This window comes from Mesorhizobium sp. M0800, from assembly GCF_040320095.1.
Classification (GTDB): Bacteria; Pseudomonadota; Alphaproteobacteria; order Rhizobiales; family Rhizobiaceae; genus Mesorhizobium.
In genome coordinates, this window is sequence record NZ_JAMYOZ010000052.1 from 1 (window position 1) to 24,926 (window position 24,926).

The 24,926-nt window shown below is 60.1% G+C and carries 16 protein-coding genes and 9 pseudogenes; 16 read left to right on the plus strand and 9 right to left on the minus strand.

The features are described from left to right. Positions 1–90: 90 nt before the first annotated feature. Both NKI18_RS31840 and NKI18_RS33475 read left to right on the plus strand, forming a co-directional pair. Positions 91–225: pseudogene (locus NKI18_RS31840) on the plus strand (helix-turn-helix domain-containing protein); the annotation flags it as partial. A 97-nt stretch (positions 226–322) separates the two neighbouring features. Next, positions 323–406: pseudogene (locus tag NKI18_RS33475) on the plus strand (helix-turn-helix domain-containing protein); the annotation flags it as partial. 374 nt (positions 407–780) lie between these two features. Here the strand turns inward: NKI18_RS33475 and NKI18_RS31845 are convergent. From NKI18_RS31845 to NKI18_RS31865, 4 genes are all read right to left on the minus strand, one after another. Further along, positions 781–1,896 carry a saccharopine dehydrogenase family protein gene (locus NKI18_RS31845; RefSeq protein ID WP_353021809.1) on the minus strand — a complete coding sequence of 372 codons (1,116 nt, stop codon included), beginning with the start codon at positions 1,894–1,896 and terminating at the stop codon, positions 781–783. Positions 1,897–2,996: 1,100 nt separating this feature from the next. Further along, a complete protein-coding gene (gene pcaF / locus NKI18_RS31855; protein WP_353021814.1) occupies positions 2,997–4,202 on the minus strand; it encodes a 3-oxoadipyl-CoA thiolase in 1,206 nt (401 codons plus the stop codon). Further along, entirely contained in the window at positions 4,202–5,005 is an 804-nt protein-coding gene (locus tag NKI18_RS31860; protein WP_353021817.1) for a CoA-transferase subunit beta, read from the minus strand. The genes pcaF and NKI18_RS31860 overlap by 1 nt, the downstream gene beginning before the upstream one ends. Beyond that, positions 5,002–5,859, minus strand: a complete 858-nt coding sequence (locus NKI18_RS31865; protein WP_353021820.1) for a CoA transferase subunit A — start codon at positions 5,857–5,859, stop codon at positions 5,002–5,004. Before NKI18_RS31865 ends, NKI18_RS31860 begins: the two co-directional genes overlap by 4 nt. 112 nt (positions 5,860–5,971) lie before the next feature. Between NKI18_RS31865 and NKI18_RS31870 the strand changes: the two genes are divergently transcribed. The 7 genes and pseudogenes from NKI18_RS31870 to NKI18_RS31905 all read left to right on the plus strand — a co-directional run. Beyond that, the gene (locus NKI18_RS31870) at positions 5,972–6,742 is read left to right on the plus strand and encodes an IclR family transcriptional regulator domain-containing protein (protein WP_353021823.1); all 771 of its coding nucleotides are present in this window, start codon (positions 5,972–5,974) and stop codon (positions 6,740–6,742) included. A gap of 581 nt (positions 6,743–7,323) precedes the next feature. Further along, positions 7,324–8,559, plus strand: a complete 1,236-nt coding sequence (locus NKI18_RS31875) for an ATP-grasp domain-containing protein (protein ID WP_353021826.1) — start codon at positions 7,324–7,326, stop codon at positions 8,557–8,559. 679 nt (positions 8,560–9,238) lie between these two features. Beyond that, positions 9,239–10,165 (plus strand): LysR substrate-binding domain-containing protein, encoded by a 927-nt coding sequence (locus NKI18_RS31885; protein WP_353021829.1) that lies wholly within the window; start codon positions 9,239–9,241, stop codon positions 10,163–10,165. A 664-nt stretch (positions 10,166–10,829) separates the two neighbouring features. Next, complete coding sequence (locus tag NKI18_RS31890; protein ID WP_353021831.1) at positions 10,830–11,003, plus strand: hypothetical protein; 174 nt, start codon at positions 10,830–10,832, stop codon at positions 11,001–11,003. After that, positions 10,987–11,454: pseudogene (locus NKI18_RS31895) on the plus strand (recombinase family protein); the annotation flags it as partial. The gene NKI18_RS31890 and the pseudogene NKI18_RS31895, both read left to right, overlap by 17 nt. A 215-nt stretch (positions 11,455–11,669) precedes the next feature. Next, positions 11,670–11,798, plus strand: a pseudogene (locus tag NKI18_RS31900) (recombinase zinc beta ribbon domain-containing protein); the annotation flags it as partial. A gap of 412 nt (positions 11,799–12,210) precedes the next feature. After that, positions 12,211–12,509, plus strand: a pseudogene (locus NKI18_RS31905) (transposase); the annotation flags it as partial. A 250-nt stretch (positions 12,510–12,759) separates the two neighbouring features. On the opposite strand, the gene NKI18_RS31910 reads toward NKI18_RS31905, so the two are convergent. Beyond that, the gene (locus NKI18_RS31910; protein ID WP_127248159.1) at positions 12,760–12,957 is read right to left on the minus strand and encodes a hypothetical protein; all 198 of its coding nucleotides are present in this window, start codon (positions 12,955–12,957) and stop codon (positions 12,760–12,762) included. 1,002 nt (positions 12,958–13,959) lie between these two features. Between NKI18_RS31910 and NKI18_RS31915 the strand changes: the two genes are divergently transcribed. The 3 genes and pseudogenes from NKI18_RS31915 to NKI18_RS31925 all read left to right on the plus strand — a co-directional run bounded on the left by NKI18_RS31915 (position 13,960) and on the right by NKI18_RS31925 (position 17,060). Next, complete coding sequence (locus NKI18_RS31915; RefSeq protein WP_353021834.1) at positions 13,960–14,721, plus strand: LuxR family transcriptional regulator; 762 nt, start codon at positions 13,960–13,962, stop codon at positions 14,719–14,721. A 181-nt stretch (positions 14,722–14,902) separates the two neighbouring features. Next, positions 14,903–15,404: pseudogene (locus tag NKI18_RS31920) on the plus strand (transposase); the annotation flags it as partial. Positions 15,405–15,629: 225 nt separating this feature from the next. Beyond that, a complete protein-coding gene (locus NKI18_RS31925; RefSeq protein WP_353021837.1) occupies positions 15,630–17,060 on the plus strand; it encodes a KamA family radical SAM protein in 1,431 nt (476 codons plus the stop codon). A gap of 600 nt (positions 17,061–17,660) precedes the next feature. On the opposite strand, the gene NKI18_RS31930 is transcribed toward NKI18_RS31925, so the two are convergent. Continuing rightward, a complete protein-coding gene (locus tag NKI18_RS31930; RefSeq protein WP_353021840.1) occupies positions 17,661–17,888 on the minus strand; it encodes a hypothetical protein in 228 nt (75 codons plus the stop codon). 1,140 nt (positions 17,889–19,028) lie between these two features. Beyond that, entirely contained in the window at positions 19,029–19,943 is a 915-nt protein-coding gene (locus NKI18_RS31935; RefSeq protein ID WP_353021842.1) for a class I SAM-dependent methyltransferase, read from the minus strand. Between the two features lie 421 nt (positions 19,944–20,364). Between NKI18_RS31935 and NKI18_RS31940 the strand changes: the two genes are divergently transcribed. From NKI18_RS31940 to argF, 3 genes and pseudogenes are all read left to right on the plus strand, one after another. Further along, positions 20,365–20,601: a hypothetical protein gene (locus NKI18_RS31940; RefSeq protein ID WP_353021845.1), complete on the plus strand. Its 237-nt coding sequence runs from the start codon at positions 20,365–20,367 to the stop codon at positions 20,599–20,601. Between the two features lie 34 nt (positions 20,602–20,635). Then, a pseudogene (locus NKI18_RS31945) lies at positions 20,636–21,175 on the plus strand (transposase); the annotation flags it as partial. Between the two features lie 201 nt (positions 21,176–21,376). Beyond that, positions 21,377–22,291, plus strand: a complete 915-nt coding sequence (gene argF / locus NKI18_RS31950; RefSeq protein WP_352824091.1) for an ornithine carbamoyltransferase — start codon at positions 21,377–21,379, stop codon at positions 22,289–22,291. 359 nt (positions 22,292–22,650) lie between these two features. On the opposite strand, the pseudogene NKI18_RS31955 reads toward argF, so the two are convergent. Beyond that, positions 22,651–22,854 (minus strand): annotated as a pseudogene (locus tag NKI18_RS31955) (transposase); the annotation flags it as partial. A gap of 265 nt (positions 22,855–23,119) precedes the next feature. Here NKI18_RS31955 and NKI18_RS31960 point away from each other — a divergent pair. Then, complete coding sequence (locus NKI18_RS31960) at positions 23,120–24,337, plus strand: IS110 family RNA-guided transposase (RefSeq protein WP_353001345.1); 1,218 nt, start codon at positions 23,120–23,122, stop codon at positions 24,335–24,337. A gap of 311 nt (positions 24,338–24,648) precedes the next feature. On the opposite strand, the pseudogene NKI18_RS33480 reads toward NKI18_RS31960, so the two are convergent. Further along, a pseudogene (locus NKI18_RS33480) lies at positions 24,649–24,926 on the minus strand (transposase); the annotation flags it as partial.

A 24,926-nucleotide genomic window follows, 5' to 3' on the forward strand; every position in this document is an offset into this window, starting at 1 on the left:
CGTCATGTGTCCGCCGCTCCGCTAAACACGGGGGCTGCGCGGCGGACACGCCGACGTCACCGCAATGCCACGCCATTTTGCAGAACTTGACGCACACAACTTCCGCTGGCGGCGGTGCTTGACGGTACGAGCCGAGCGGATGCCGCCAGGATCGGCGGGATGGATCGCGCCAGACCGTGCGCGACTGGGTGCATCGCTTCAACGAAGCCGGGCCGGAGGGACACAAGGACGCTTGCTATGGTGGTCTCGCGCGGCGGCTTTTGCCAAACAACTGTCAGAGCTGGCCCGAGATTGTAGAAACCGGTCGCCGACCCTGCCGTTGATGGTGCGCAGGCGGCGCGTCGATCTCCAGAAGGTCATCAAGGAGCGCTTCGGGGTTGATTATTGCGAGCGCCATGTGTCGACCCCCTTTTGAAGATGCCGCATTGCCTCGCCTGAATTGTTCCTGGATGTTGACCCGGTGCCTCATCTGATTTGCTCCCGCATTTGTGTGGCAGGCGCAAATCAGATGAGGCAGATCACCATGGCGACGCGGGACGAGCTGGTGAGCGCGGTAATGTTGTTCGTCCAGGTCGCGGCGGCCGCGCAGGCGGCGATCGCCGCCTGCGCGATTGGCTTCGCTGCCCGCTCTGGATCTGCCGATAAAAAGCCCCGAATCCTACTATTTGGCCTGGCCGCGCGAGCGAGAGAACCATTTCCCGTTCGCTTTTGGAAACGGGCTGGTCGCGGAAACGACCGCCGATTGATAAGAACCGCCAAAATGCCACTGGAAACGCCTGCTCAGGCCGCAACCGTGGCACCACGGCCCTTCGTCGCTTCCCCTTGCCCGTAATAGACCGCGAAGCGGTTCTGCAGAAATGCGTCGAGCTTAATATCTTCCTGCCGGATGAAGCCCTGGGCCGGGATCTTGCCGCCGGCAAGCAGGTCGAGAACCGCGCAGATGCTCGATGCGGTAGTGATCTGAATCGCGCTTGTGATGCGCCCGCCGACCTCGGCGCTGTAGATTTTGTTCGCGTAGGTTTCCTGGACTAACCGGCCGTCTCTGCGTCCAGAGACGGTCACAAAGACGATCACGACGTCCTGCACCGTGGTCGGCAGGGCCTGTTCGAGTATGTCCTTCAGCACATCGCGGCGGTGCCGTAGTCCCAAGTCGTGCAAAAGCGCCTTCATGATCGCGGCATGACCCGGATAGCGTATGGTCCGGTAGTTGAGTGTGTTGACTTTGCCCTTCAGCGTTTCGCAGAACGTCCCGAGGCCGCCCGAGGTGTTGAAGGCCTCGTAGGTGACGCCGTCGAGCGAGAATTCTTCGCGCTCCTCCAATGCAGGCACTTCGACGAGTTCGCCATTGACGATGGCCTCGCAGGGTTGGATGTACTCGTTGATGACCCCGTCCGTGCTCCAGGTGAGATTATAGTTCAAAGCGTTGCTGGGAAACTGCGGGAGGGCGCCGACGCGCAGCCGCACGCTCTCAAGGCTGTCGAACTTGCGCGCCAGGTCGCTCGCTACGATGGAGATGAAACCTGGTGCCAGGCCGCATTGTGGAATGAATGCGATTCTGGCGGTCTTCGCGATCCGTTTCACCTGCCGCGTGGATTCAACGTCTTCCGTGAGGTCGAGATAATGCACACCGGTCCTGGCCGCAGCGGTGGCGATGGCGACGGTGAGCTGGAAGGGCGCCGCGCTTAAGACCGCGAACTTGCCGTACAGCTGCGCAGCCAAGGCTGCTTCGTCGGTGATATCCAGCTTGGCCGTCGAATGCGCGGGACAGCTTTCAATCTCTGCCAGCTGTTGAGCGCTGCGGTCGACGACAGTGACATGATAGTCCCCGGTATCCGCGAGCAACCGTGCAATCGTGGGGCCGATTTTGCCTGCTCCGATCACGACGACGTCTTTCATTATTCCCTCCTGCAACAGCACCACAGTCTGACATCGTCATACTAATCAACTCGCGCAGCTAATTTTGTAAAAGTTCCATCAAATTTGAGCAGATCGCAGGGGCAACTTGACGAAATGCAGGTTTCGGACAAAGATCGCCCACTTCTGGTGTTGCTCACGGCGAGCGCGTCGATACGCTCACAACCGAGCCGCCGCCGTCGACCCATTAGAGAACGGCCTCGGCTACAAGGAATTGTTTAGCAGCTGGCGATTTTGCGCCTGCCAAGCTTTCCAGAAAGGGGTCCTGTGCCGGCCATTTATGAGCACACAGCCGCGCCGAATGGCGCGGCGGATGCGGTCACGCAAATAATCGCGATGAAGTCGGCCTGAACCCGCGGCTCGCCGATGAGCGCCTCGGCTATTTCCCGGTGCGAAGCCCCTCCAATCGAACCATCGAGTGGCTGGAGCGCGAACCGGAGGTGTAGGCCACGCGCTTCCGGCGGAAACAGCCTTTTCGGCAGCTGTCCGTGTGCCGAAAGACTATTGAGGCATTCAGCTGCAGTGCTTCGACTGGGCGGCAGGCTAGATCGCGTCGATATGGAATCGGACGGGCAGCAAAACGCTAGCGCCAGACACGACAACCTGGAGATGCTGGTCGGCGCGCCGCAACAGAAGATGTTGGCTGCGTCGCCCGTTAACAGGACCGATGTGCGGCATGGCAGCGCCGTCAGGTCGAACGGCGGTGCCGCTCGGCGCGGCGGGAACGAGTTCCGCCCTGTGCAGTCTGGCCTCCAAGCTTCAGGGCTCAATCCCATCCTGCATGGCTGGCGAAGAACTACTCTGCGCTTTATGCCGGGTCGGATGTTCACCGGTCTCGACCGGTACCTCGGCACGACGATAGCGGGGGCTACAGAGAAGGCGCCCAAAGCGGGGTCACGTGACGTCTGGGCCTTGCCAGCCCAGTGGTTGGCGGCCCGGAGAGGGCTTTGGCGCGAATGGAATGGTCGAGCTGCACATGCGCGCCTAGCCCCCGTTTGCCGCTTCCGTCTCGCATGGATGGCGATGCCTTACGTCGCAATGTCTTATGGAGAGCGGGAAGAAACCGGCCAGAAGCGGCGGATTCAAACGCGCTCCAGTGCAACCGCAATGCCCTGGCCGACGCCGATGCACATGGTGGCGAGGCCGTAGCGAGCGCCACGTTCGCGCAGTTCCAGCGCCGCCGTGCCGGTGATGCGCGCGCCGGACATGCCGAGCGGATGACCGAGCGCGATGGCGCCGCCATTCGGGTTGACGTGCTCGGCGTCCTCGGCAATGCCGAGCTGGCGCAGCACGGCGATGCCTTGCGAGGCAAAGGCTTCGTTAAGCTCAATGACGTCGAACTCTGTCGGCTTCAGGCCGAGCCGGGCGCACAGCTTCTGCGTGGCCGGCACAGGGCCGATGCCCATGATGCGCGGCGCCACGCCGGTGGCCACACCGCCGAGGATGCGGACGATCCGCGTCAGCCCGTATCTTTTCGCGGCTGCTTCCGAGGCGACGATCAGCGCCGCGGCGCCGTCATTGACGCCCGAGGCATTGCCGGCCGTAACCGTGCCGCCTTGACGGAACGGCGTCGGCAACTTGGCCAACGCTTCGATCGACGTGCCCCCGCGGGGATGCTCATCTCTGTCGACAACGACCGGATCGCCCTTGCGCTGCGCGATCGTCACCGGCGTGATTTCCTTTGCCAGACGGCCATTGGCTTGCGCGGCGACCGCCTTGTCCTGACTGCGCACGGCAAACGCATCCTGGTCCGCACGGGAGACGGCGAACTCTTCCGCCACGTTCTCGCCGGTCTCCGGCATCGAATCGACGCCGTATTGCTTCTTCATCAGCGGATTGATGAAGCGCCAGCCGATCGTGGTGTCGTAAATCTCGGCATTGCGCGAAAAGGCGGTCTCTGCCTTCGGCATGACAAACGGAGCACGGCTCATCGATTCGACGCCGCCGGCAATCATCAGCTCCGCCTCGCCTGCCTTGATCGCGCGAGCAGCAATCATCACCGCATCCATGCCCGAGCCGCAGAGACGGTTGACGGTCGAGCCGGAAACCTCCTTGGGCAGGCCGGCGAGCAGCAGCGCCATGCGCGCCACGTTACGATTGTCCTCGCCGGCCTGATTGGCACAGCCATAGAGGACGTCATCGATGGCAGCCCAGTCGATGCCGGGATTGCGCTCGACAAGCGCCCTCAGCGGTGTCGCGCCCAGATCGTCGGCACGGACCGCCGACAGCGAACCGCCGAAGCGCCCGATCGGCGTGCGGATGTAGTCGCAGATATAGGCCTCGGCCATTATGCAACCTTCTCTTTCCCGATCCCTTTATGCGCGGCCTTGGTCCGGGCCTGCAGGTCACGCAATGTCTTCAGTTCGAGTTCGGTCGGCGCCGGCGTTTCCTCCACCGCGCCAGCGAAGCTCACGGTCCAGCCGCAGGTTGCCTGCACCTCTTTACGGGAAACGCCGGGATGTAGCGACACCACTGTGAACTCCTTGCTGGCCGGGTCCGGCTTCCAGATGGCGAGGTCGGTGATCAGCAGCGTCGGCCCGGCCGTATCGATGCCGAGACGTTGCCGGTGGTCGCCGCCGTCACCATGGCCGAAGGAGGTGAAGAAATCGATCTTCTCGACCATGCCGCGCTTACTTTGCGCCATGGTGATGTAGATCTGCTTCGACGAGGTTGCGATCTCCGGCGCGCCGCCGCCGCCCGGAAGCCTTGTCTTGGGCTGAAAATAGTCGCCAATGACCGTTGTGTTGATGTTGCCGAACTTATCGAGCTGGGCAGCGCCGAGAAACCCGATCGAGACGCGGCCGCCCTGCAGCCAGTAACGGAACATCTCCGGCACCGAGACGGTGGTGAGGGCGCTGTCGCACAGCTCACCGTCGCCGATCGACAGCGGTAAAACATCGGGCGCGGCGCCGATCGTGCCGCTCTCATAGATCAGCGTGATGTCGGGCGCATGCGTCAGCCGTGCAACGTTGCAGGCGGCCGACGGCGCACCGATGCCGACGAAACAGACATCGTCGTTCTTCAACACGCGGCTGGCGGCGATCGTCATCATCTCGTTGGGCGTAATTCCCAAGCCTGGATGGTCGCTCATGCCGCAGTCCTCAAATTTTCGACTCGGGCCGCGAAATCGTCGGCGCTCTTTTCGAGCACGTTCCTTCGCATCCAGTCCTGGAAGCGCCCGCGGTCGGCGGCGATCTCGTCCCATTCGAGATAGGCGGCATTGTCTCTGATATAATAGCCATGCGTGTAGGAAGGATGCGAGCCGCCGGGCACGACGGCGATGGCGGCAATCGTCCAACTCGGCAGCACGGTCAGGTTGGGATGCAAATCGTCGAAATCGTCGACGACTTCCTCGACGCTCACTACAGCCCGCTTTGCCGCCAGGACCGCCTCTTTTTGGATGCCGATAATGCCCTCGGCCAGTACATTGCCCTTCTTGTCGGCCTTCTGCGCATGGATGAAGGTAACGTCGGGACGGATGGCCGGGACCGTGGCAAGCACCTCGCCGGTGAACGGACAGATGACCGATTTGATGTTCGGATTGACAGCCGCCAGCCCGGCGCCGCGATAACCGCGGAAGACGGCGCAAGGCAGGCCGGCAGCACCCGCCTCATAGGCACTGGCCATGCCGGCATGGCTGTGTTCCTCGATATCGATCTTCCGCGGAAAGCCGTTCTCGATGGCGTCGCGGGCGCGCCGCAAAAGCCCGACGCCGGGATTGCCGAGATAGGAAAAAACGATCTTCCTGGCCATGCCCATGCCGATCATCTGGTCGTAAATGATGTCCGGCGTCATGCGTATCAACGTCAGGTCGCGAAACCCCTGGCGTATCGCTTCGTGCGCGGCCGCCGTGGGAATCAGATGAGTGAACCCCTCGAAGGCAACCGCGTCGCCGTCGTGCAAATTCTCGGCCACGGCCTGGCGGAGCGGCAGGAAGCTGACCATCGCAGGAACTCCGAAAGTTCGTATTGCGAACAAATGTTTTATATGAGATACTCTCTATGCTGGATTCTCGCGTCGAGTCAATCCTGGCGATACGCTGGTGTGCGGAGGCCACATGGAAGACGAGGAACCTTCGCGTGACCATGTCGGTTCGCTCGAACGCGGGCTTGCGGTCATGGAGATACTCGCCCGGCATCCGGCCGGCATGACGCTGACCGAGATGGCCGAGGAAGCTGGGCTGACGCGTGCCGGCGCCCGCCGCTTCCTGCTGACGCTGGCGGCCGCCGGCTACGCGACGCAGTCCGGCCGGCTGTTTTCATTGTCGCCGCGCCTTTTGACCATTGCCCGTACTTGGCTCGGGGGCGCCTCGCTATGGACATTCGCAGCGCCCATTATGCGCGAAGTCGCCGCGCAACTGAACGAAGCCTGTTCGGCGGCGATCCTGTCCGGAGAGGACGTCGTCTATGTAGCCCGTGTTCCCGGCCGACGCATTCTCAGCGTGTCGCTCGACGTCGGCACCAGGCTGCCGGCTTATTGCACGTCGATGGGGCGGGTCCTGCTTGCAAGCCTCGCGCCGGATGCTCTCGAAACGTTCCTCCGCCAGGCAAAAATCGAGCGGAGAACGCCGAAGACCATCACCAAAAGGCCATTGCTTGCCGCGGCCATCCGCAAGGCAGCGGCGGACGGCTTTGCCATCGTCGATGAAGAACTGGAGCTTGGCCTGCGTTCGATCGCCGTGCCGATCGACGATCGGACCGGGCGGACGGTGGCGGCGATCAATGTCTCGACCCAGTCGGCCCGTTTCTCCGTCGAAGAGATGGAGCGAGAGATACTGCCTGAGCTGCAGAGGGCAAAACAGCGCGTCCAGGAGTTCTTCTTCGTCTGAGCGATCAGCGTCGAAGAGCCGGCGGACCAAGCAATGACTTCGGGCCGGCACTGCCCCTCACCCTTACCCAAAAAATGGGGAAGAGGGGGATCGCCAACGCCGGAACTTGTCCCTTCCGTCCTTCTCGGGGAGGAAGGTGCCGCGGGCGGATGAGGGCTGCCGCGCCGACGTCGGCCAATTGATGGTTGCCCAGACCAATGATCCTGCCTTCTGAAAGGCGGCACGGCGCATACCGCCACTCCACTATCGGTAAAGAGCTCTCCGTTTGTATTCTCGACGAAACCGGAGCGATTTGCCGCAAGGTGAACGTCGTCAACCAGACTGACAATCTCAGGACCAGTGACTTGTCCTCAAACTGGCGTCCCTTGAGGCCCGAAATCTCCGATTAATCTAGGGGATTGGTGTCACCCCGCCGGCAACCAAAGCGTTGCAACAGATCCTTCAAACAAATTTACAGAGTCTTTGCGACCGCAGATACCTGCCAGTGATACCTTCACAACAAAGTCTGAGGTAGGCAGAGCTGAAAACTAACGCCGGTTACGCTCGGATCGCCGCACAGCATGCAACGGAGGTCGATGCCAATGACAAGAAGAGCGCTCATCCTGCTTGAAGGCCATGGGAGTATTGGTCTGCAATACGTGAAAGCGGCCCGGTATCTTGATCTTCATCCAATTACCCTATCGGCTGATCCAGCTCAATATGACTATCTTGCGGGGGAAGGCATTGAGGCAATCCGTCTCGATACAGGCAATCTCGATGCGCTGATTCGCGAATGTTCCCGGTTACGTGCGACCTATGACATTGCTGGCATTACTGGCTTTTCGGGCGCGGACGAGTCGGTCTATGCGACAGTCGGCAAGCTCTGCCGGCATTTCGACCTACCGGGACCAAACCCCGCATCGATTGAACAATGCTGTGACAAATTCACTCAACGTGAGCTCCTCGCCGAGGCCGGCGTTCCAATGCCTGCTTATCGGTTGGCAGCGAATGCGACGGACGTAGAAAGCTCCGCCGCGGAGATCGGCCTGCCGGTGGTTCTTAAGCCAGCCGTAGGCAGCGGCAGCAGCGGTGTCCGATTGTGCCGCAATCTCGACGAGTTGACCGAACATACGACCTACCTGTTGGGCGGGCAGCACATATGGCGGTCTTCGCCGAGGATACTGGTCGAAGAATTCGCACAAGGCCCCTTTTTTGGCGCTCATATAATGGGAAATGAGGTCATTGGGATTGACACCGCTGACTTCGACCGCCCACCGTATTTCGTCTTCCGTCATTTGACCTGCCCGGCCCCGCTAACCGATGACGACCATAGCCGTATCGCCGATGTATCCCTGAGCTGTTTGCCAGCTCTCGGCCTTGGCTGGGGGCCAATGACTGTTGAACTCCGGTGGACGAAGCGTGGCCCAGTCGTCATTGAAGTCAATCCGCGTGTTCCGGGTGGGACCAGTCCTCGGCTGGTTCAGGCAGCCTGCGGTGTCGATCTCATCACCGAGCATATCAAGCTTGTCATCGGCAACGAATGGGACTTGCGCGGAAGGCATTCGCACATTGCGGCCGCGCAGTGCCTAAATGCTGATCGCGATGGCATCCTCGATTGGATCGATGGCGACAGTCGTGCGGCTGCTGTACCAGGTGTCGCCGAGGTTAAATTGTACATTAAACCCAAGACGCCGATCGTCAGGAAGGGCGACCACCGAGACCGCATCGGACATGTCATCGCCGCTTCACCCAGCCGCGCCCAGACCGAGGCGATACTTCAGCGTGCCATCGACTTAATTCGTTGGTCGATCACACCATTTTCGACACTTAGCGAATAGGAACAGGAGCTGAATTGGGGCGCACGGGAGGACAGGACGCTGCGGATCAGGCGGCGAGAATGGAGAATTGCTCGGCGAGGTCGGATTTGGATTGAAGGCCTCCCTTAGCTGTCGCTCGTGCATCACATGGGATTATTATCTCTATCCCTTTGAGAATAGCACCGTGGCCGGCGAAGGACTTGCGATGTTCCTGCTCGATGCCAGGGATACTGGCTCCAGCGAACCCGGATCGTCTTCAGCCGGTGCCCGGAGCGATCCTGCAACGAATTCGTGGTGTCCCAGGAGATAATCGCCGGTCGGCTAGTCTGACTGCTGTCGATGACGATGCGGTCGAGATAGCCGCACCATCGAACAGTGAGCTCGATAGGACGGCGATGTGATCGGCCAGGTCGATGGCGTCGAGATAACTCAATCGTGAATTATTGCTCTCGACGCGATTCCGGCGCTAGGTTGAGATAGTTTTGACCCCGGCGAAGGCCTCGAACTCTGCGCATCTCAAAGAGGCCGGTCTTGCCGTTGTCGTCATGTCCTCGCAGGCTCAATTAGCTCTGGAGAACCTGCTGAGCTGACGAAGGTCCGCTTCAGGACCCAGGACCAACTTGAGGGCCACCCTTGAAATGAATTGTATGGATGTAGAAGATAAAAACTGTGAGTTCCGGTCATACGAGGTGTTTAGCCTTTGCAGTCGGTAAGTCACCGCAATCTGCCGTCCCACGCCCTGTTGCGCAGCTTTGAGTGCGCTGCGCGGCACGAAAGCTTTACGCAGGCGGCGGAGGAACTTCATCTCACGCAAAGCGCCGTCAGCAGACAAGTCAAGGAACTTGAGGAGACGATCGGCATGACGATGTTCCGGCGGGTGGGACGACGCGTCAAACTGACCGAGGCTGGCAAGCGGTTCGCGGCAGATCTGGCAGTCGATCTTGAGAACCTGAAGCAATCCGTGGCGCGGGCGATTGCCGCTGGCGAGCGAAATGCCACGTTACGCATTGGCGTCCTGCCAACATTTGCCAGTCGTTGGCTGATCCCGAGATTGGGGACTTTTCTGAACGACCATCCCAGCGTCGAGATCAGGCTGGAGACCCGCACCGAACCATTTGACCTCACACGAGAGCGCTTCGATCTCGCGATCCATTTCGGAAAGGCCAACTGGCCAGACGCACGTATGAACAAGTTATTCGATGAGGAAATGCTGCCGGTTGCATCTCCCAAATTCCGCGATACGTACTCGGCAAGCGAGCCTGCTCGCCTCGCGGAGGCTCCACTTTTGCATCTCATTACTCGCGAAAGCGCATGGATTGACTGGCTCGCCATGAAAGGAATCACTCATAAGCGGCTGCCGAGCGGCCGATATTTCGGTCAGTTTTCCATGATCATCTCGGCTGCCGTTTGTTCAATCGGCGCCGCCCTTTTACCCAGATATTTGATCGAAATGGAGCTCGAGTGTGGCGTTTTGATCCCGCTAAGCGACACGCCCCTGAAGACGCACAGGAGCTATTTTGTAGTCAGCCCGGCCGGCGACGTTAACCCGCAGGTAAACGCTTTTACGCGCTGGCTGATCTCGACTACGCGGCGCGTCAGCATGACGCCGTTCACACCATCATCGTGAGGGACGACCGCCTCGACCAAAACCCCTCAGTCGCCGGCGCGAGAGGCCCGTTAACCCATCTAGACTCGCATTATCAATATTGATCTATGCTTCGCAAGCCAAAGTACAGCGGTTCGACGCTGCGGGGTGGGGTCAACATACCTGCTCGATTTATGTGAGCGGTCATCAACGGAATTCTGATAGGAGGATCTCCCGAAGACAGCGAGGCCTGCGCTCGGCCATGATGTCATATTTCGACATGGCGTCATTCGATGAGGTCCTGATGAGCCACTCCGCTAGACTAGCCAAAGCAGGATCTCGACATCGCCCGAAAGGAGCAAGTCTGTCGGCGGCTGATGAGCGCGCCCGGCGTCGGTGCAACAACTTCATAATGCCCGCTATCAGTCGGGTGAAGCGATTATCCGCTATCGATTTCATCCCGTTGCGGGGAGCGGTTGCTGTTGCCGGACGCAATCGCCATGGTGACGAGGTCGCTCTGATCATCGCCAGCCTGACGGCACGTTGGTGCAGTTGCCAGTCTGGATGACGGAAGATCGGGCGGAAGCGATGATGGTGACGGAGCGTCCCCGTCTACCACTGACGTATCTGCGTGAGCTTCGTCTGGAGCTCGATGCCTGTCTAAGCTTGCTGCGCGACGATACCCGTCGCGAAGGAGGAGACAAGCATGAAGCATCGTCAATCCTGTCACCGCCAATTGGATCTCTTCGTGCGCAAGCCCCCACCGGTGCCGATAGCAACGTCCGAACGGACGAAGCTGGTGCCACTGGTAAGCGCGCTGCTGTCGGAAGCACTGAGCGTCGCCGCAGCGACGGAGGCCGGCGATGAAGATCACGTCTGACCACCTAGCGCGCGGCGCCTTCATCTACATCCGCCAATCGACCGTCGACCAGCTTGCCAACAACCATGAGAGCCGGCGGCGTCAATATGGCCTTGCCGAGCGCGCCCGTGCACTTGGCTGGACGGATGTGACAGTCATCCATGACGACCTTGGCCGCTCTGGTTCGGGCGTCAGTCGTCCGGGCTTCGAGAAGCTGCTGTCAGCGATCTGCGAAGGCCCTGTCGGTGCTGTGTTCGCAATCGAAGTGTCGCGCTTGGCGCGCAACGGACGCGACTGGCACACGCTGATCGAATTTTGTGGCCTGGTTGGCGCGGTAATCGTCGATGAGGATGGAATCTACGAACCCCGCCATCCAAACGATCGGTTATTGCTGGGCATGAAAGGGACAATGAGCGAGCTCAAACTGTCGCTCCTGCGGGCCCGTTCGATGGAAGCCCTGAAGCAGAAGGCACGCCGGGGGGAGCTCTTCTTCACGGTCGCCGTCGGCTATGTGAAAATGGGGCCTGACAAGATCGAAATGGATCCCGACCTGCGCGTGCGCGAGGCGATTCGCTTGGTCTTCACCCGCTTTGCCGAAATGCAAAGCATCCGTCAGGTGTTCTTATCGCTTCGCAGTGACCAGATCGCGCTGCCGTACATCAACCCAAGGATCTGGTGCGCGGGCCGGTGCGCAAGGGCGAGGCTTTGCTCGCCGGTCTATTGCGCTGCGGTCAATGCGGCCGCCGGCTGCTTGTTGGCTATAATGGCGCGAAGGGTGATGTCGGCCGCTATAAGTGTGATGCGACCCGGAGCAATCCGGAAGGTGATCCCTGTATCTCGTTTGGCGCATTACGGGTCGACGAGGCGGTGGGAGCCGAGATCGTGCGGTTGCTGCAGCCGCTCGGCGTTGAAGCGGCCATCCAGGCGATCGCGCAGCGCGAGCATCAGTCTGGCGAAAAACAGCGCCAGATCGAGTTGGCGCTCGAACAGGCGCGATATGAGGCCACCAGGGCGCGCCGACAGTATGACACGGTCGACCCCGAGAAATCGTCTGGTTGCTCACGAACTCGAGCGGCGGTGGAATGGGGCCCTCACGAGCGTACGCGCACTCGAGGAAGAACTGGAGGTTCTGCTCCGACGGCGACCGGCAGCTTTGAGCGACGAGGAGCGTCAGCGCCTATTGCGCAGGTCGACCCCGACGGTCGGCTTTCGTCCTTTATCCGCATCCGCCAGCATCCAGGATCGCGACGGCGCCGGCCCGGTCCTGAACGCCTCGCGGCGACCATTGCCCTTCATCCGAAAGGTGTTCGCCGATTCTGGATATCAGGTACCGCGTGTGGCCGAGGCCACCTCGATCGCTGTCGAGATCGTCAAACGAAAACCCGATCAGGTCGGCTTCGCCGTGCAACCGAGACGTTGGGTCGTGGAACGTTCTTTGCCTGGATCAGCCGCAACAGGCGGCTATGGAAGGACGCCGAGGCCACCATCGAATTCGCAACAGCTTTCCTCTCCGCAGCAGCCGTCTGATCCTTCCCCCGACCTTGCCGAGACAGACCTCGGCGATCCTCCGGTCGAAACCGGCGCGGGCGACGCCGCCAGCGGCCGAACGTCCGAGATCATCATCTATCGTCTCGATGCGAGACCAACCGAGCGACGTCAGGCGATCGCGCATCGCATATTGCAGCGCGCTGCTCTCGCGTTTGTGCAGGACGTGATGGGCTGACGATTGCCGCACATACAGGATCGCCTTGCGCTCCAGATGGTGCGGTCGATCTTCTCATGCATCATGACGCACCTCCTCCCGTCCGGGAGAGCGGTCGCCGTCGACGTGATCGAGAATCAGGCTGACAATCAGCTTCGTCACTGATCGGCGCGTCTCGGCGGGCAGCGCCTGCCATTGCGGCGTCTGCACCGTCTCGGCGTCGTTCAGCTTCGAGAACAGATCGAACTGGTATGTCGTGGGCTGGCGCGGCATGGACATCTCCCCGATTCGCGTCGTGAGAGCCCAATGCTGCGCCCATTTCCTGCGATTGCGATGGGGCACCCGTGTCCCGGAGCAGTGTCGCCAGGGCGCCAAGCGCGGCAAGGTCGACATGCGGAGCAGTAGTGATACGCCAGCTCGCGCTCGGGCCCGATCGAACATCCACGCCGGAACCTCCAACCACCGGTGCAATGGCTGGCCAGAAAGGGTGCAGCGGAAGACCGACGCGTCACCCTTCTCGATCACTTCATGGATAAAGACTTGCCGCTCAGCCCAGGGATGCCATGGATAAACAAGCTCGCGTTGGTCGGTCCCGTGGGTGTTCCGTCGCTGAGTTGTATAGTCGGCGACGCCCGCACTCAGCCTTCGGCGGCAGGACACCCGACGAAGTCTATGCTTCGGCGGAAATGAAGGAGGCAACTGGCGGCGTAGAAACAACCGCGATCCACCTTAGCCGAGCCGCCAAACTGTCTCACCAGGCGGGACCACTTCTAACTGCACACGGCTCATTGCCGCGTCCCTACAACATACGCACCCGATTTTACCGACTGCGGCAACCAAATTCACCCCGCCCCGCGCCGCGCTCGGCTGCGCCGTTGGTCAAGCAGGCATGGCAAACGGCGTGCTATTCCGGCGCACGCCTTCGAAAACACCTGCGCCAGGAACGACATCGAGCACTGCAGGACCAAGGTCAGGCACCCATAGACCCACGGTTAGTTCGGGAGAATGAACCGGACGATCTTAGACATTAAACATTCTTTTCTAATGCTACACTTTCAGAAAACCGACGTAATATGTACTTAACCCAAAATAACTTTATGCCTTTCGGTAAAGTGATAAGCTTTAGTGATCCGGCCTGCCAACGGCCGCGAGAACCGTAGCCCTACTGCCGGCAGCTTTGTCCACCAGGGACAACATCCGATACAAAAGGCGGAGGAGAGACAATGGAACACCCGCGGATGGCCGCGGTCTCAACGGCGAGGGCTGGCGACCAGCGTGTCCGAGCAACTTTCTTTGGTCCCGTCGATGCATTTCCCCAAGGCATCTAGGGAGGTGTTTGCGGCTGAGTTCGACCGATTTCTCGCCCAGACCGATGGTGTTGCTCAATCCGAGGAGTTGTTTGACCTACTATCTGCTTTTGCCCTGAATTTTGATTGCCCGTGGATCGCCTATCGCTCTCGTTCAAGCGGTCCGACGATCATGCTGAATTATCCCAATGAATGGCAGCAGCGCTATTTCGAAATGGGCTATGACAGGATAGACCCCATTATCAAGACGAGTCGCAAGCGTGCAAGCGCCTTTCGATGGAGCGAGGTGTACAATGACGAACGTACGACTGAAGACGAACGGCGCGTTTTCGATGAGGCTGCGACGTTCGGCTTGAGGACAGGCATTAGCGTTCCACTGCACGGCTTGGATGCCAGCTTTGCGATCATGAGCTTTGCACAACCCGGGGACTGCGAATTCCAAAACAAAACAATCACCTACTTGCAACTTGCTGCGTTACATTTCCATCTGAAGGTCGCAAACTTCGCGGATCCGGTTGGCATCGAGGAAGCTCCTGATCTTTCTCTTAGAGAAAAAGAGTGCATCTTGTGGACAGCGAGAGGGAAATCGTCGTGGGAAACAGGAATCATTCTGGGAATTAGCGCAAACACTGTTAATTTCCATATAAAAAATGTATTAAGAAAACTGGATGCTTCCAGCAGAACGGCTGCAGCTATAAAAGCAATAAGCTTCGGAATTATCGATTTGTAGGAGCGAACCCAAGAAACTAGTGCCTCATTACGGCCTGCCTCGTTCGAGCCCTGTTACAGAGGCCCGTCTATGCACGACGGAGCGTCTGAGAGGCTGGCGGATGTAGCCTTAGCGAATATCTGGCATAGGACTCGGTTGTCCAAGCCAGCCCTGCCACCGCATCTCGCGAGCCACACCCGCCATGAGCAACGATACGTTGCTGCCGCTCTTATTTCCAGCCGTTGGACGCAAGAAGATCTCAGCTGCATTTGATGGTGACGCGTCACCTCCGATGTTGGCGTCATGCTTTGGCCGCGGCCGAGCGACGCCTGCAACTGGCCGACAGGCTGGCCGCTGCGATGCACGATCCGCGCGACCCACAGCGGGTGATTCACGCCATGGCCGACATTCTGCGCGCCCGCATCTTTGCGATCGCATGCGGCTACGAGATGCCAATGAGTTCGACCGACTGCGCACCGACCCGGCCTTCAAGCTCGCTTGCGGGCGGCTGCCTGGCAGCGGGTTTGATCTGTGCTCGCAGCCGACGTGCTCGCGCCTGGAGGAAACCTGCCTGACCTGCGCACCGTCATCCGGCTCGGCTGGGTGCTGGTCGATCTGTGGCTGTCGAGCTATGCCGCGCCGCCAAAAGCGTGTCGCTCGACATCGATGACACGGTTGATGTCGTTCCCGGCCATCAGCAGCTCCGGTGAGCGCCGCATTGTTTCAGCAAGGCTGAAGGGTGCGGCTTTCAACAACAGTTCGAAGAATACTGTCTTCATGTATACAAGTCATAAACTGGTGACAAATATGCGCTTGTAAGTCCGAGCGTGGCATCCGAGAAATCAGACCAAGAAAATCAACACGTTCACGCGGATCGGCCTCTGCTGCAGTCTGTGCCGGCCGGACATAGCAGCCTGGAGGTGTGCGCCATGTATACCGTAGAAAAGTACTCGCCCTCACAGCGTGAGCAGGCGTTTCTGGACAAAGTCGTCAACGGCAAATACGACCGGCAGATCATCACCGGCATAGCCAAGTTCGCCAGAGAGGATGTGCCCCAAGAAATGCGCGGCTTCTATTCGCGGGAAGAACTCGATCAGATCCTCGATCTGAAAGGCACCCCAAGAGATCTGGAAGCCAGGATGCCGATCAAGATCACGCGGCACTACTATGAGCAGGCGCAATACAGCCGGCCCATGCGGACGCTGGTGAAAGCCAGCCCGAGAGAGACCTACGATCTCGACGGGGCAGAAGATCCGGGCAAGCAGATGACTTACAGCCCGCGCGAAGGGCTGATCCATAAATACGAGCTTGGTCTACTCTACGTGGCATCCACCTGCTCCGCCCACTGCCGCTTCTGCTATCGCGAGGAACTGATCGGCCGCAAGCAGATCACTCGCGAGGACGGCACGGTAGCTCCAAAAGGCCTGGCACAGTTAAGTGAGGTTGTCGAATACATTCGTGAGCACAATAGGCTGGTGGCCGCGAACGGCGGCCGCCATCCCACGACCGGTCGTGTAAAGCTTCGCGAGATTCTGATGTCAGGTGGCGATCCAATGGCTCTTGGAAACAAGAATATCGCTGCATGGCTGGCGGCGCTCTCGGAAGCCGGAGTCGAGCATATCCGCATAGGCACCAAGGAACTGGCGTTTCATCCGCAGCGGTTCGACGGGACTTTTTTTGCGATGCTCGATGCCTTCCACGAGTCCTATCCTGAAGTTAGCGTCCGGATGGTGGTGCACTTCAATCATCCCGCCGAATTTCTCCGCAAAACACCGGATGGCCGCTATATGGACAATTCTGACGGTGCGCTCGAATGGATTCCCGAAACGCGGTCCGCGGTCAAGGAACTAGCCCGGCGCGATTGGATCACGATTCATAATCAGTCTCCGATTATCCGCCACATAAACGACAATGCCGAAGCGCTACGGATTATGCAGCGCGAGTTACTCCGAAATGGTATTGAGAATCACTACTTCTTCTGTGGCCGCGACATAATCGGCCATAAGGCGTTCAATGTCCCGATCGAGCGTGCTTGGCAGATTCTAAATGAGTCGCAGAAGGGCCTCTCCGGCATCGAGACGCATGCGCGGCTCTCGATTACCCACTACAAAGGCAAGACCGAAGTGGCTGCCGTCACCAACGAGTTCGTACCTGGCGTCCCTGGAGGCGAAAAGGGCGTCGTGATCTTTAAGCTACTGCGATCGGCCGCAGATGCACCGGACCGATGCAAGGTGACGATCGTCGGTCGGAACCCGAACGCCATCTGGTTCAGCGGCTATGACGACCGTGTGATCTTCGATGAAGCCGGTCTCTACTCGATGTACGGGATTAAGCCTGCATTTCTCCACGCGGCGGAGTAGGCGCGATTGGGGACTTCGGCATTTCCGAGCAATACGGGAAGCCACGCATTGACTGCGACACCTGCGTACGAGTGTGCCCCAGCACCGAAAGACATGACGCACTTTCTCAAGCTTCATCGAAGAGTTTTCGCGACCGTGCCCAACATAACTGGCACCCAGAAGGCGACCTTGGCAGCGAAACGCCCAAGGAACGGTCGAACATTTTCGCGGTGTCAAACTCAACCGCTGTGTCTTTGCCAACTGGACGATCCCGGCGATCGACGTTATTCTCGGCACGCCACCTCAGGTGCAAGCGACATACAGCTGGAGATGCCTTTTCGCACAGAGACTTCAGAGCCGCCGCCGCAAACCGCTGGCTTGCCCGCGAGATTACATCTGTCACGATCCCGCAGCGCTAGAGGGAACCGATCCTCGTGGAGAAGGACGAGTATTCCCGTCCGGAAACCACGAGTTGCAGCGGCCGATGGCGCAAAGCCGGCATCTGGGACCGCCTGATGGCGCGGTCACAGAGGCTTACGATTGTGAACGGCAGATGATCGATACCTCCGTTGTCGGCGGTCCACCAGCAGGGCGGACCCGCAAAAAGGCGGATCGAGATTCTTACCACTGCTTGCGGGGGGCGCGATGCTTCTGGAAGACAAGGGCTATGACGCTACCGCGCTGCACACGGCCGCCTTCGAGATCGGCCTTATCATGCCGCCCTTCGGTTACAACCTGTTTGTCTTTGCGGCGCGTCGCCATCTTCGGTGCAGATGACCAACATCTATCGCCCGATTCATCGCGCTGATGGTTCCGGCGCTGCAGATCCGCACGCGTGCCGCGGATCATCCGAACCCCGTCCAACGCGGTGTTCTGAGATTGGGCAGATCACCAAATCCCGGCAATCGCCTTTATGCGAAGGACGAGGATTTCGGATTGCCGGGCGCCGCACGGACTGAACGTTGTCCGTCCGACTTCGGTATATACGTCCGCCGTCACGGTAGTGGCTGGTACGCTCCCCGTTGAACCCGGTCGTGCAGGTCAGCGATCCGTTGATCGAGATCTGCCTCCTAGGTTCGCCACGTCTTCCCGTCCACGCCGGGGGCAGCGTCTCGTTGATCACGTAGAAGGCCGTCTTCAGCAGTTCCGGACTGATGTGGTGGAAGAGCGCGGTGAACTTCTCCTTCTTCCTTTGCCTTGCGGCATTCCGTATGCGGTCCCGCGCAATTGACACGCTTTCCCGGTCCTGCGCCCGGCGCGTGTTTTGCTGATCCGCATTCCCCTCGGTTCCCGCCCTTTGCTCCACCTGCTCCGCAGCCGGCAAACCGGCTTTGTTCGCAAGGTTCCTCGCTACTATGGCGGGATCAGACCCCTCGTGATCGTGCATGAACAGCTACGGCTCCTCGCCTTCCCGTTGCGGACCAGCAGAGGCGTGCCGCTCTGGCCGCTCACGAGGTCTCCGGGTCCCGCGCAAGGAGCGTCCATGCATGCCAAGGTCTTCGATCACGCCGGGCCGAGCGGACACTTGGATAGCGTATCCGTTCGTGTTGCCTTCCGCTGTGTGGAAAGCGTCGGCACCCGGAATCAAGCGCATTTCGTGGCTCAGTGGCTAGCGTGCATGCTGCCCTGTCAACGCTTCGCGCACAGCCTCATGGCTGCCCGCGCATGACTCGGGGCCGATGTGGATCGCTACTCCTTCATCGTGATGGGCTTTCACCATCTACTCCTTGCCGGTTTATACCGGCGCTCCCACACCCTCGCCGCTCGCCCCATAGCATCTACCCGGTGGGACGCGACCTTGAAACAGGTTCAACAACAGCCGAGTGGCCCTGGCCCAATCCGGATTCTACGTGTCGAAATCACTATCCGATCCGGCGCACGATTTGTCCGGCATCGATGAGAACAGACGAATTTCCGAGAGAGGTGCCCCGGTCCGGTTATGACCGACGCTCCGCGTAGAAGCACTGGCCGCCGTGCGTCGGATATCGTCTAGCTCTTCAGTCCGTGATCGACGCGCCGGGCCGTGATGATTTCTGCCTCGTAAGGCATTGCAGTCAGTCGTTTGTGATCGGCATGTCTGTCGAAGATCTCAAACAGTTGCGCCATTAGGTGCGAGCGGCCGATTGCGACCATGGCCTTTTGAACGATCGTGAAGGATAGAGCACGATACATAAATGTTTCGAGATCAATCTGCTCGTGAAAGACCAATGCCTCCCGCTGCACGTTTTGAAAAGCCGACAGGCTCTTCAGTTCCGCGCCAATGTCGATCTCCAAATACCCACCTTCCGGTTTCGAATGCCGATGCCGCCGATAATTCGGCAGCGCACCTTCAATGGCGGAAAGAAAATCGTCGGCAAAAGCACTGCCCCTGTCGAAAGGCTCGTATTGCACCAAAGCCAGTAGACCGTCCGCCATCAGGACCCGCTCCGCCTCCTGATAGAACACTGAGCGATTAAATCGATGGGCGGCGCTAGCGGCCGTGAGCAGTTGAACCGAGTGGTCACCGGCTGCCAGATTTTCGGCAATTCCGTCCACATAAGTGATCGGCATGCTGGCCGGCGTCTGTGAGACCGCATGCCAGCGCATGTCTTCGTTGGGCTCAAGGGCCATGATCCGGCAGGCAGGGCCGAGGGCGGTGGCGAGGCTGCGCGTAAAGAGGCCGGTTCCGGCCCCCACCTCGATGACCGTTCCCTGAGTCGAGTTCCCAAGCAAGGACCGCAACTGCTCGGCAATGGCTGACGGGTACTCCGGACGGAACTGGTAGTAGTAACCAAGGCCATCGAAATCGTCCCACGGTCTTGGGGCTTGGGAAGATGCGGTATGATTTGATATTTTATTTTCATTGAGCATCGTGGTTCCTCCAAATTCCGACATCCTTTGGCTGCGGCGCTGTTCAATGCCCATGCCTTGAACTCATCCGGCCAGCGCCGGCGAAGCTATCACGGCGCACCCTCAAGGCGTTCGGCGACAGCTTCGATCAAATGGAAGATTCTAGTTCCAGAGCTAGGCGCAGAGATAGAAGCTCACAGCAGCTCATCGTGTCTGCTATTGATACCTTGCCGCTCACCCCCTCGGCCAGACGGGGTCAGCTCGGCCTGACGGGGTCTGTTTGCCGCTTACCGATCACCGGCATCGTACTGAAGAACACCCAATGACGACACCTATCATATTAGGTAGTCCCAAAGGCAGAGGCTGCGGGTTAGAACTGCGGAGAACCGTGGGATTACCAATTCGATGTTGGCTAGGCGTACTAGGATGTGCAGTGCTTCGGACGGTGTCACACAGCCTCGATCATCACCAAGGCCTAACAAGCAGGAGATAAAGCATGAAGCTCAACAGTTACGATGAATGGTCGCATCTCCGCGAAGTAATCGTTGGGTCTGCGGTAAATTACACTTTACGTGAGCGCGAACTCTCGTTTGAGTACTTCTTTCTCGACATCCACAAGTCTCGCCGCGAGTGGTATTACCCACGGGTCTCGTCGGTAACTGCGGCAGACAATGAGTCTGGGCGCAAGCAGCTGGACGCCTCGAAAAACCTGGCCTTTGGCGACCTGAGCTGATTCGCTCTCGCGGTGATTTGCGCGGAGGCAGTGGATGCGAGGACAGGCTGGGTTCTGGGACATTGACGAACGCTATGCGCGGCTGAGCGAGGCGGGCGATCCGCTGGAGACGTTGACTGCGGTGGTTCTGTGGGAGGTATTTCGCAAGCCTTCGGCCAAGGCGCTGAAGCGCTCGGATGGCGCCAAGGGCAGCAGGCCGCCCTATGACGCTGTGCTGATGTTCAAGATCATGGTGTTGCAGGCGCTCTACAACCTGTCTGACGACCATGCGGAATTCCAGATCCAGGACCGGCTGTCCTTCATGCGCTTCCTCGGCCTGGGGCTGGGCGATAAGGTGCCGGACGCCAAGACGATCTGGCTGTTTCGGGAGCACCTCACGCAGGCGCGGGCGATCGAGAACCTGTTCGCCTGTTTTGACAAGCACCTCACCAAGGCGGGCTATCTGGCGATGGGCGAGCAGATCGTCGACGCCACGATCGTGGCGGCGCCGAAGCAGCGCAACTCCGATGGCGAGAAGGCCGACATCAAGGCGGGCAAGGTGCCGGAGGAATGGAAGGACAAGCCGGCCAAGCTGCGCCGCGCTGGCGACATGCTATACATGGCACCCGGGACCCCTCCACCACGTTCGCAGAGGTGTGGACACCCCGGGCATGCAAGAAGAATCTTTAAGTTATGGACATGCGATCAGTTGCGGCCATGTATTAGGCCTCTCAGGTGTGGCTTTCACACGCCACCGGCCAGCATGGCAAGGCATCTGGAGAATTGACAGGTTGATATGGCACCCAAACATTTTCTCGATCTGTCGGCCGTTTCCGCAGACGACCTGCGCGGCATCATGAGCGATGCGATCTCCCGCAAGGCCGCAACCAAGGCAGGCACGGCGGATAATCCGCTTGCGGGCAAGATGCTGGCGATGATCTTCGAGAAACCGTCCACCCGGACCCGCGTTTCCTTCAATGTCGGCATGCGCCAGCTCGGTGGCGAGACCCTGTTCCTGTCAGGTGCCGAGATGCAGCTCGGCCGAGCCGAAACAATCGGGGACACGGCTAAGGTCCTGTCGCGCTACGTCGACGCAATCATGATCCGCACGACCGATCACAAGCGGCTTCTAGAACTGGCGGAGCACGCTACTGTGCCGGTCATCAACGGCCTGACGGATGACACGCATCCTTGCCAGATCATGGCGGACCTTATGACTTTTGAGGAGCATCGTGGTCCGGTCAAAGGCAAGACGATTGCCTGGACGGGTGATGGGAACAATGTGCTGCATTCCTTTGTTGAGGGCGCGGCCCGGTTCGGCTACCGCATGAACATGGCCGTCCCGCTCGGTTCGGAACCCAACGATAAGTTCCTGAATTGGGCTCGCAACGAAGGCGCCAGCATCATGTTGTGCCATGATGCGGAAACAGCGGTGGCCGGCGCCGACTGCGTGGTGACGGATACTTGGGTATCCATGAACCAGGAGCATAGGGCGCGCGGACACAGCGTCTTCCAGCCGTTCCAGGTGAACAAACAGCTGATGATCCATGCCAAGAGCGATGCGCTCTTCATGCACTGCCTGCCGGCCCATCGCGGCGAGGAAGTGACCGATGAGGTGATTGAGGGACCGCAGTCCGTCGTCTTTGACGAGGCCGAAAACCGCCTGCACGCGCAGAAATCCGTACTCGCGTGGTGCCTCAGCGCTATATGATCCGCGGCGCGGCCGCTCGGTCACGATCTGAGGAACTAAGGAGTATCCGCAATGGCGGCGAAAGCCACAGAGCTTGGCGAATTCGCCGCAGATGACCGCGGACTACGTCAAAATCCTTTGTGCGGGCTGTATGCACCCAACCCCTAGATGCCGTAATGGGCCGGCGCTCGTGGCATAGCCAAGAAGGTGGCTGTCCCCAGAGTGATGATGTTGAAACGGGGTCCGATTGTCTCGGCCCCAAGCATCAAGCGAGGAGTTGTGTGCGTCAAGTTCTGCAAAATGGCGTGGCATTGCGGTGACGTCGGCGTGTCCGCCGCGCAGCCCCCGTGTTTAGCGGAGCGGCGGACACATGACGGTGCTCAGGCGGCCAAGGCCCTCAGGCTCTCCTTCTTGTGCTCGCGCAGATGATCCATGTTGAGGTAGCGGGTCGCCTCGAGCCAGTTCTCGTGGATCTCCACCGCCAATGCCCGAACCAGCCGCAGACAGCTCCGCGGGTTGGGGAAGATGCGAACGACCAGGGTGCGCCGCTTGATCTCCTGGTTCAGCCGCTCCAGCATGTTCGTAACCGGTATGATCATGACGGTGCCATCCGATCCCCGCTGGAGATGAGCGATTTTCGGCGTATGGTGCGACCATCCGGGACAGGGGCACCGGGAGCACGCCAAGTGCGGGCAGGCCGATGTATTCGATGAGCTGCGAGCTCGCGTTAGTAGCTGGCCGCCCCTGCGACCTGCCCGGTTGCGCCGAGAGCGCGGATCCGTAGGTGTCGCGTCGCCCGCCGGCTCCCGACTGTTTGAGGAGAGGGAGCCGATGAGACGTGTGATTGGAATGGACATCCACCGCACCTTTGCGGAGGTGGTGGTTTGGGAAGACGGCCGGCTGCGCCATCACGGACGGGTCGACATGACCCGCTCGGGACTGGAAGGGTTCGGCCGCAGTTTGCGACGGACGGATGAGGTTGTCGTCGAGGCCACGGGCAACGCCATGGCGGTGGTGCGGGTTCTGTCGCCCTATGTCGGCCGGGTGATTGTCGCCAACCCGATGCAGGTGAAGGCGATCGCCCATGCCAGGATTAAGACCGACAAGATCGATGCCGGCGTTCTGGCGCAGCTCCATGCCAGCGGCTTTCTGCCGGAGGTCTGGGTACCTGACGAGCGGACCGAGCGGCTTCGCCGCCTCGTCGCGCGGCGCAACCAGGTCGTGCGGCATCGCACGCGCGTGAAGAACGAGCTGCATGGCATCCTGCAGGCGCACCTAGTGCCGAAGTGCCCGCATGCCGATCTGTTCAACAATCGCGGTCGCGCCTGGCTCGAGCGGCAGGTGCTTCCCGACGACGAGCGGGCCGCTATCGCCCGCCACATCCGCGAGATCGATCGCCTGGCCGAGGATCTGGCTGACCTCGATCGCGACATCGCCCGGGAAGCGGTTGATGATGCGCAAGTCCGGCGGCTTCAGACGATCACCGGCGTCAATGTCATCGTCGCGAGCGGTATCATCGCCGCGGTCGGCGAGATCCGGCGGTTCCGCGAGCCGCAGAAGCTGGTGAGCTACTTCGGCCTCAATCCGCGTGTGCGCCAATCCGGTCTTGGCTTGGCGCAATATGGCCGGATCAGCAAACATGGGCGTTCCCATGCCCGCGCCATGCTGGTCGAGGCCGCCTGGGCGGCGGCGAAGGCGCCCGGACCGCTCAGGGCCTTCTTCCTACGCATCCGTAACAAGCGTGGTCATCAGGTCGCAGCTGTGGCGGTCGCCCGCAAGCTCGCCGTGCTGATCTGGCATCTGCTGACAAAGGAGCAGGACTACTTCTGGGCTCGCCCGGCGCTGGTGGCGGCAAAGCAGAGGCAGCTCGCTCTCAAGGCCGGCGCGCCGGGCGAGCGCGGTGTCGGTCGCCGCGGTTCGGCTTACGCCTACAACGTGAAGGAGTTGCGAAACAGCGAGAAAGCCGCGGCCGAGAATGCCGAACGTGCCTACGAGCTAATGGTTCGGCATTGGCGGTCACGAGGGCCGAAGCGGCGCACGGACGCCACAAACGAGGAACGACTATAACGGCTGCGTGGCGGCACTCTCATCCTCTCGCACCACTCTTTGCCACGTGGTCGTCCGTGCCGGACAAATATAGCACAAGGAAATCTGGCGGCACGACCTACGCCCTCGGTCCGCTCCAGAATGGCGCCGTGCTCGACGCCGTCAAGGCGTGGCCTGGAAACCTCGCAGCCGGCCGCGGCGCCATCGCACCGGCCAGCCTTGACTGCGTCTCGACACGCTCGCATGGGAAATCCTGTGGGCCGGGACGAAGAAACAGGCTCACCTGAGCCGAACAAAGAAACGCAACAGGAATCGAAAAAGTCGAAATCAGGCTTGTCGATGTCATCCGTCGACTTCATGTGCTTGTGGTGAGCTAGCGGGCAGCCGATAGAAGCTCAGCGTCTCCTCGATGTTATCTTCCACCCAGTTGACCAGCTTCGGGTATTTGGCCTGCCTCCATCAGGCAATCGTCGTCGACCTTGCGCGGCACGTAGTCGAGCGCGTTTCTGAGGAAGTGCACGTAGCAGCGCTGCCAGACCGCTTCGGGCAGCACTTCGCGGATTGCCGCCCTGAGCCCCGGATGGTCGTCGGAGACGACGAACTCGACGCC

Coding starts and splice junctions, on each gene's coding strand:
- NKI18_RS31845 (WP_353021809.1), bottom strand. CDS start 1,896: ATGAAAGACGTCGTCGTGATCGGAGCAGGCAAAATCGGCCCCACGATT.
- pcaF (WP_353021814.1), bottom strand. CDS start 4,202: ATGGCCGAGGCCTATATCTGCGACTACATCCGCACGCCGATCGGGCGC.
- NKI18_RS31860 (WP_353021817.1), bottom strand. CDS start 5,005: ATGAGCGACCATCCAGGCTTGGGAATTACGCCCAACGAGATGATGACG.
- NKI18_RS31865 (WP_353021820.1), bottom strand. CDS start 5,859: ATGGTCAGCTTCCTGCCGCTCCGCCAGGCCGTGGCCGAGAATTTGCAC.
- NKI18_RS31870 (WP_353021823.1), top strand. CDS start 5,972: ATGGAAGACGAGGAACCTTCGCGTGACCATGTCGGTTCGCTCGAACGC.
- NKI18_RS31875 (WP_353021826.1), top strand. CDS start 7,324: ATGACAAGAAGAGCGCTCATCCTGCTTGAAGGCCATGGGAGTATTGGT.
- NKI18_RS31890 (WP_353021831.1), top strand. CDS start 10,830: ATGAAGCATCGTCAATCCTGTCACCGCCAATTGGATCTCTTCGTGCGC.
- NKI18_RS31910 (WP_127248159.1), bottom strand. CDS start 12,957: ATGCCGCGCCAGCCCACGACATACCAGTTCGATCTGTTCTCGAAGCTG.
- NKI18_RS31925 (WP_353021837.1), top strand. CDS start 15,630: ATGTATACCGTAGAAAAGTACTCGCCCTCACAGCGTGAGCAGGCGTTT.
- NKI18_RS31930 (WP_353021840.1), bottom strand. CDS start 17,888: ATGATCCGCGGCACGCGTGCGGATCTGCAGCGCCGGAACCATCAGCGC.
- NKI18_RS31935 (WP_353021842.1), bottom strand. CDS start 19,943: ATGGGCATTGAACAGCGCCGCAGCCAAAGGATGTCGGAATTTGGAGGA.
- NKI18_RS31940 (WP_353021845.1), top strand. CDS start 20,365: ATGAAGCTCAACAGTTACGATGAATGGTCGCATCTCCGCGAAGTAATC.
- argF (WP_352824091.1), top strand. CDS start 21,377: ATGGCACCCAAACATTTTCTCGATCTGTCGGCCGTTTCCGCAGACGAC.
- NKI18_RS31960 (WP_353001345.1), top strand. CDS start 23,120: ATGGACATCCACCGCACCTTTGCGGAGGTGGTGGTTTGGGAAGACGGC.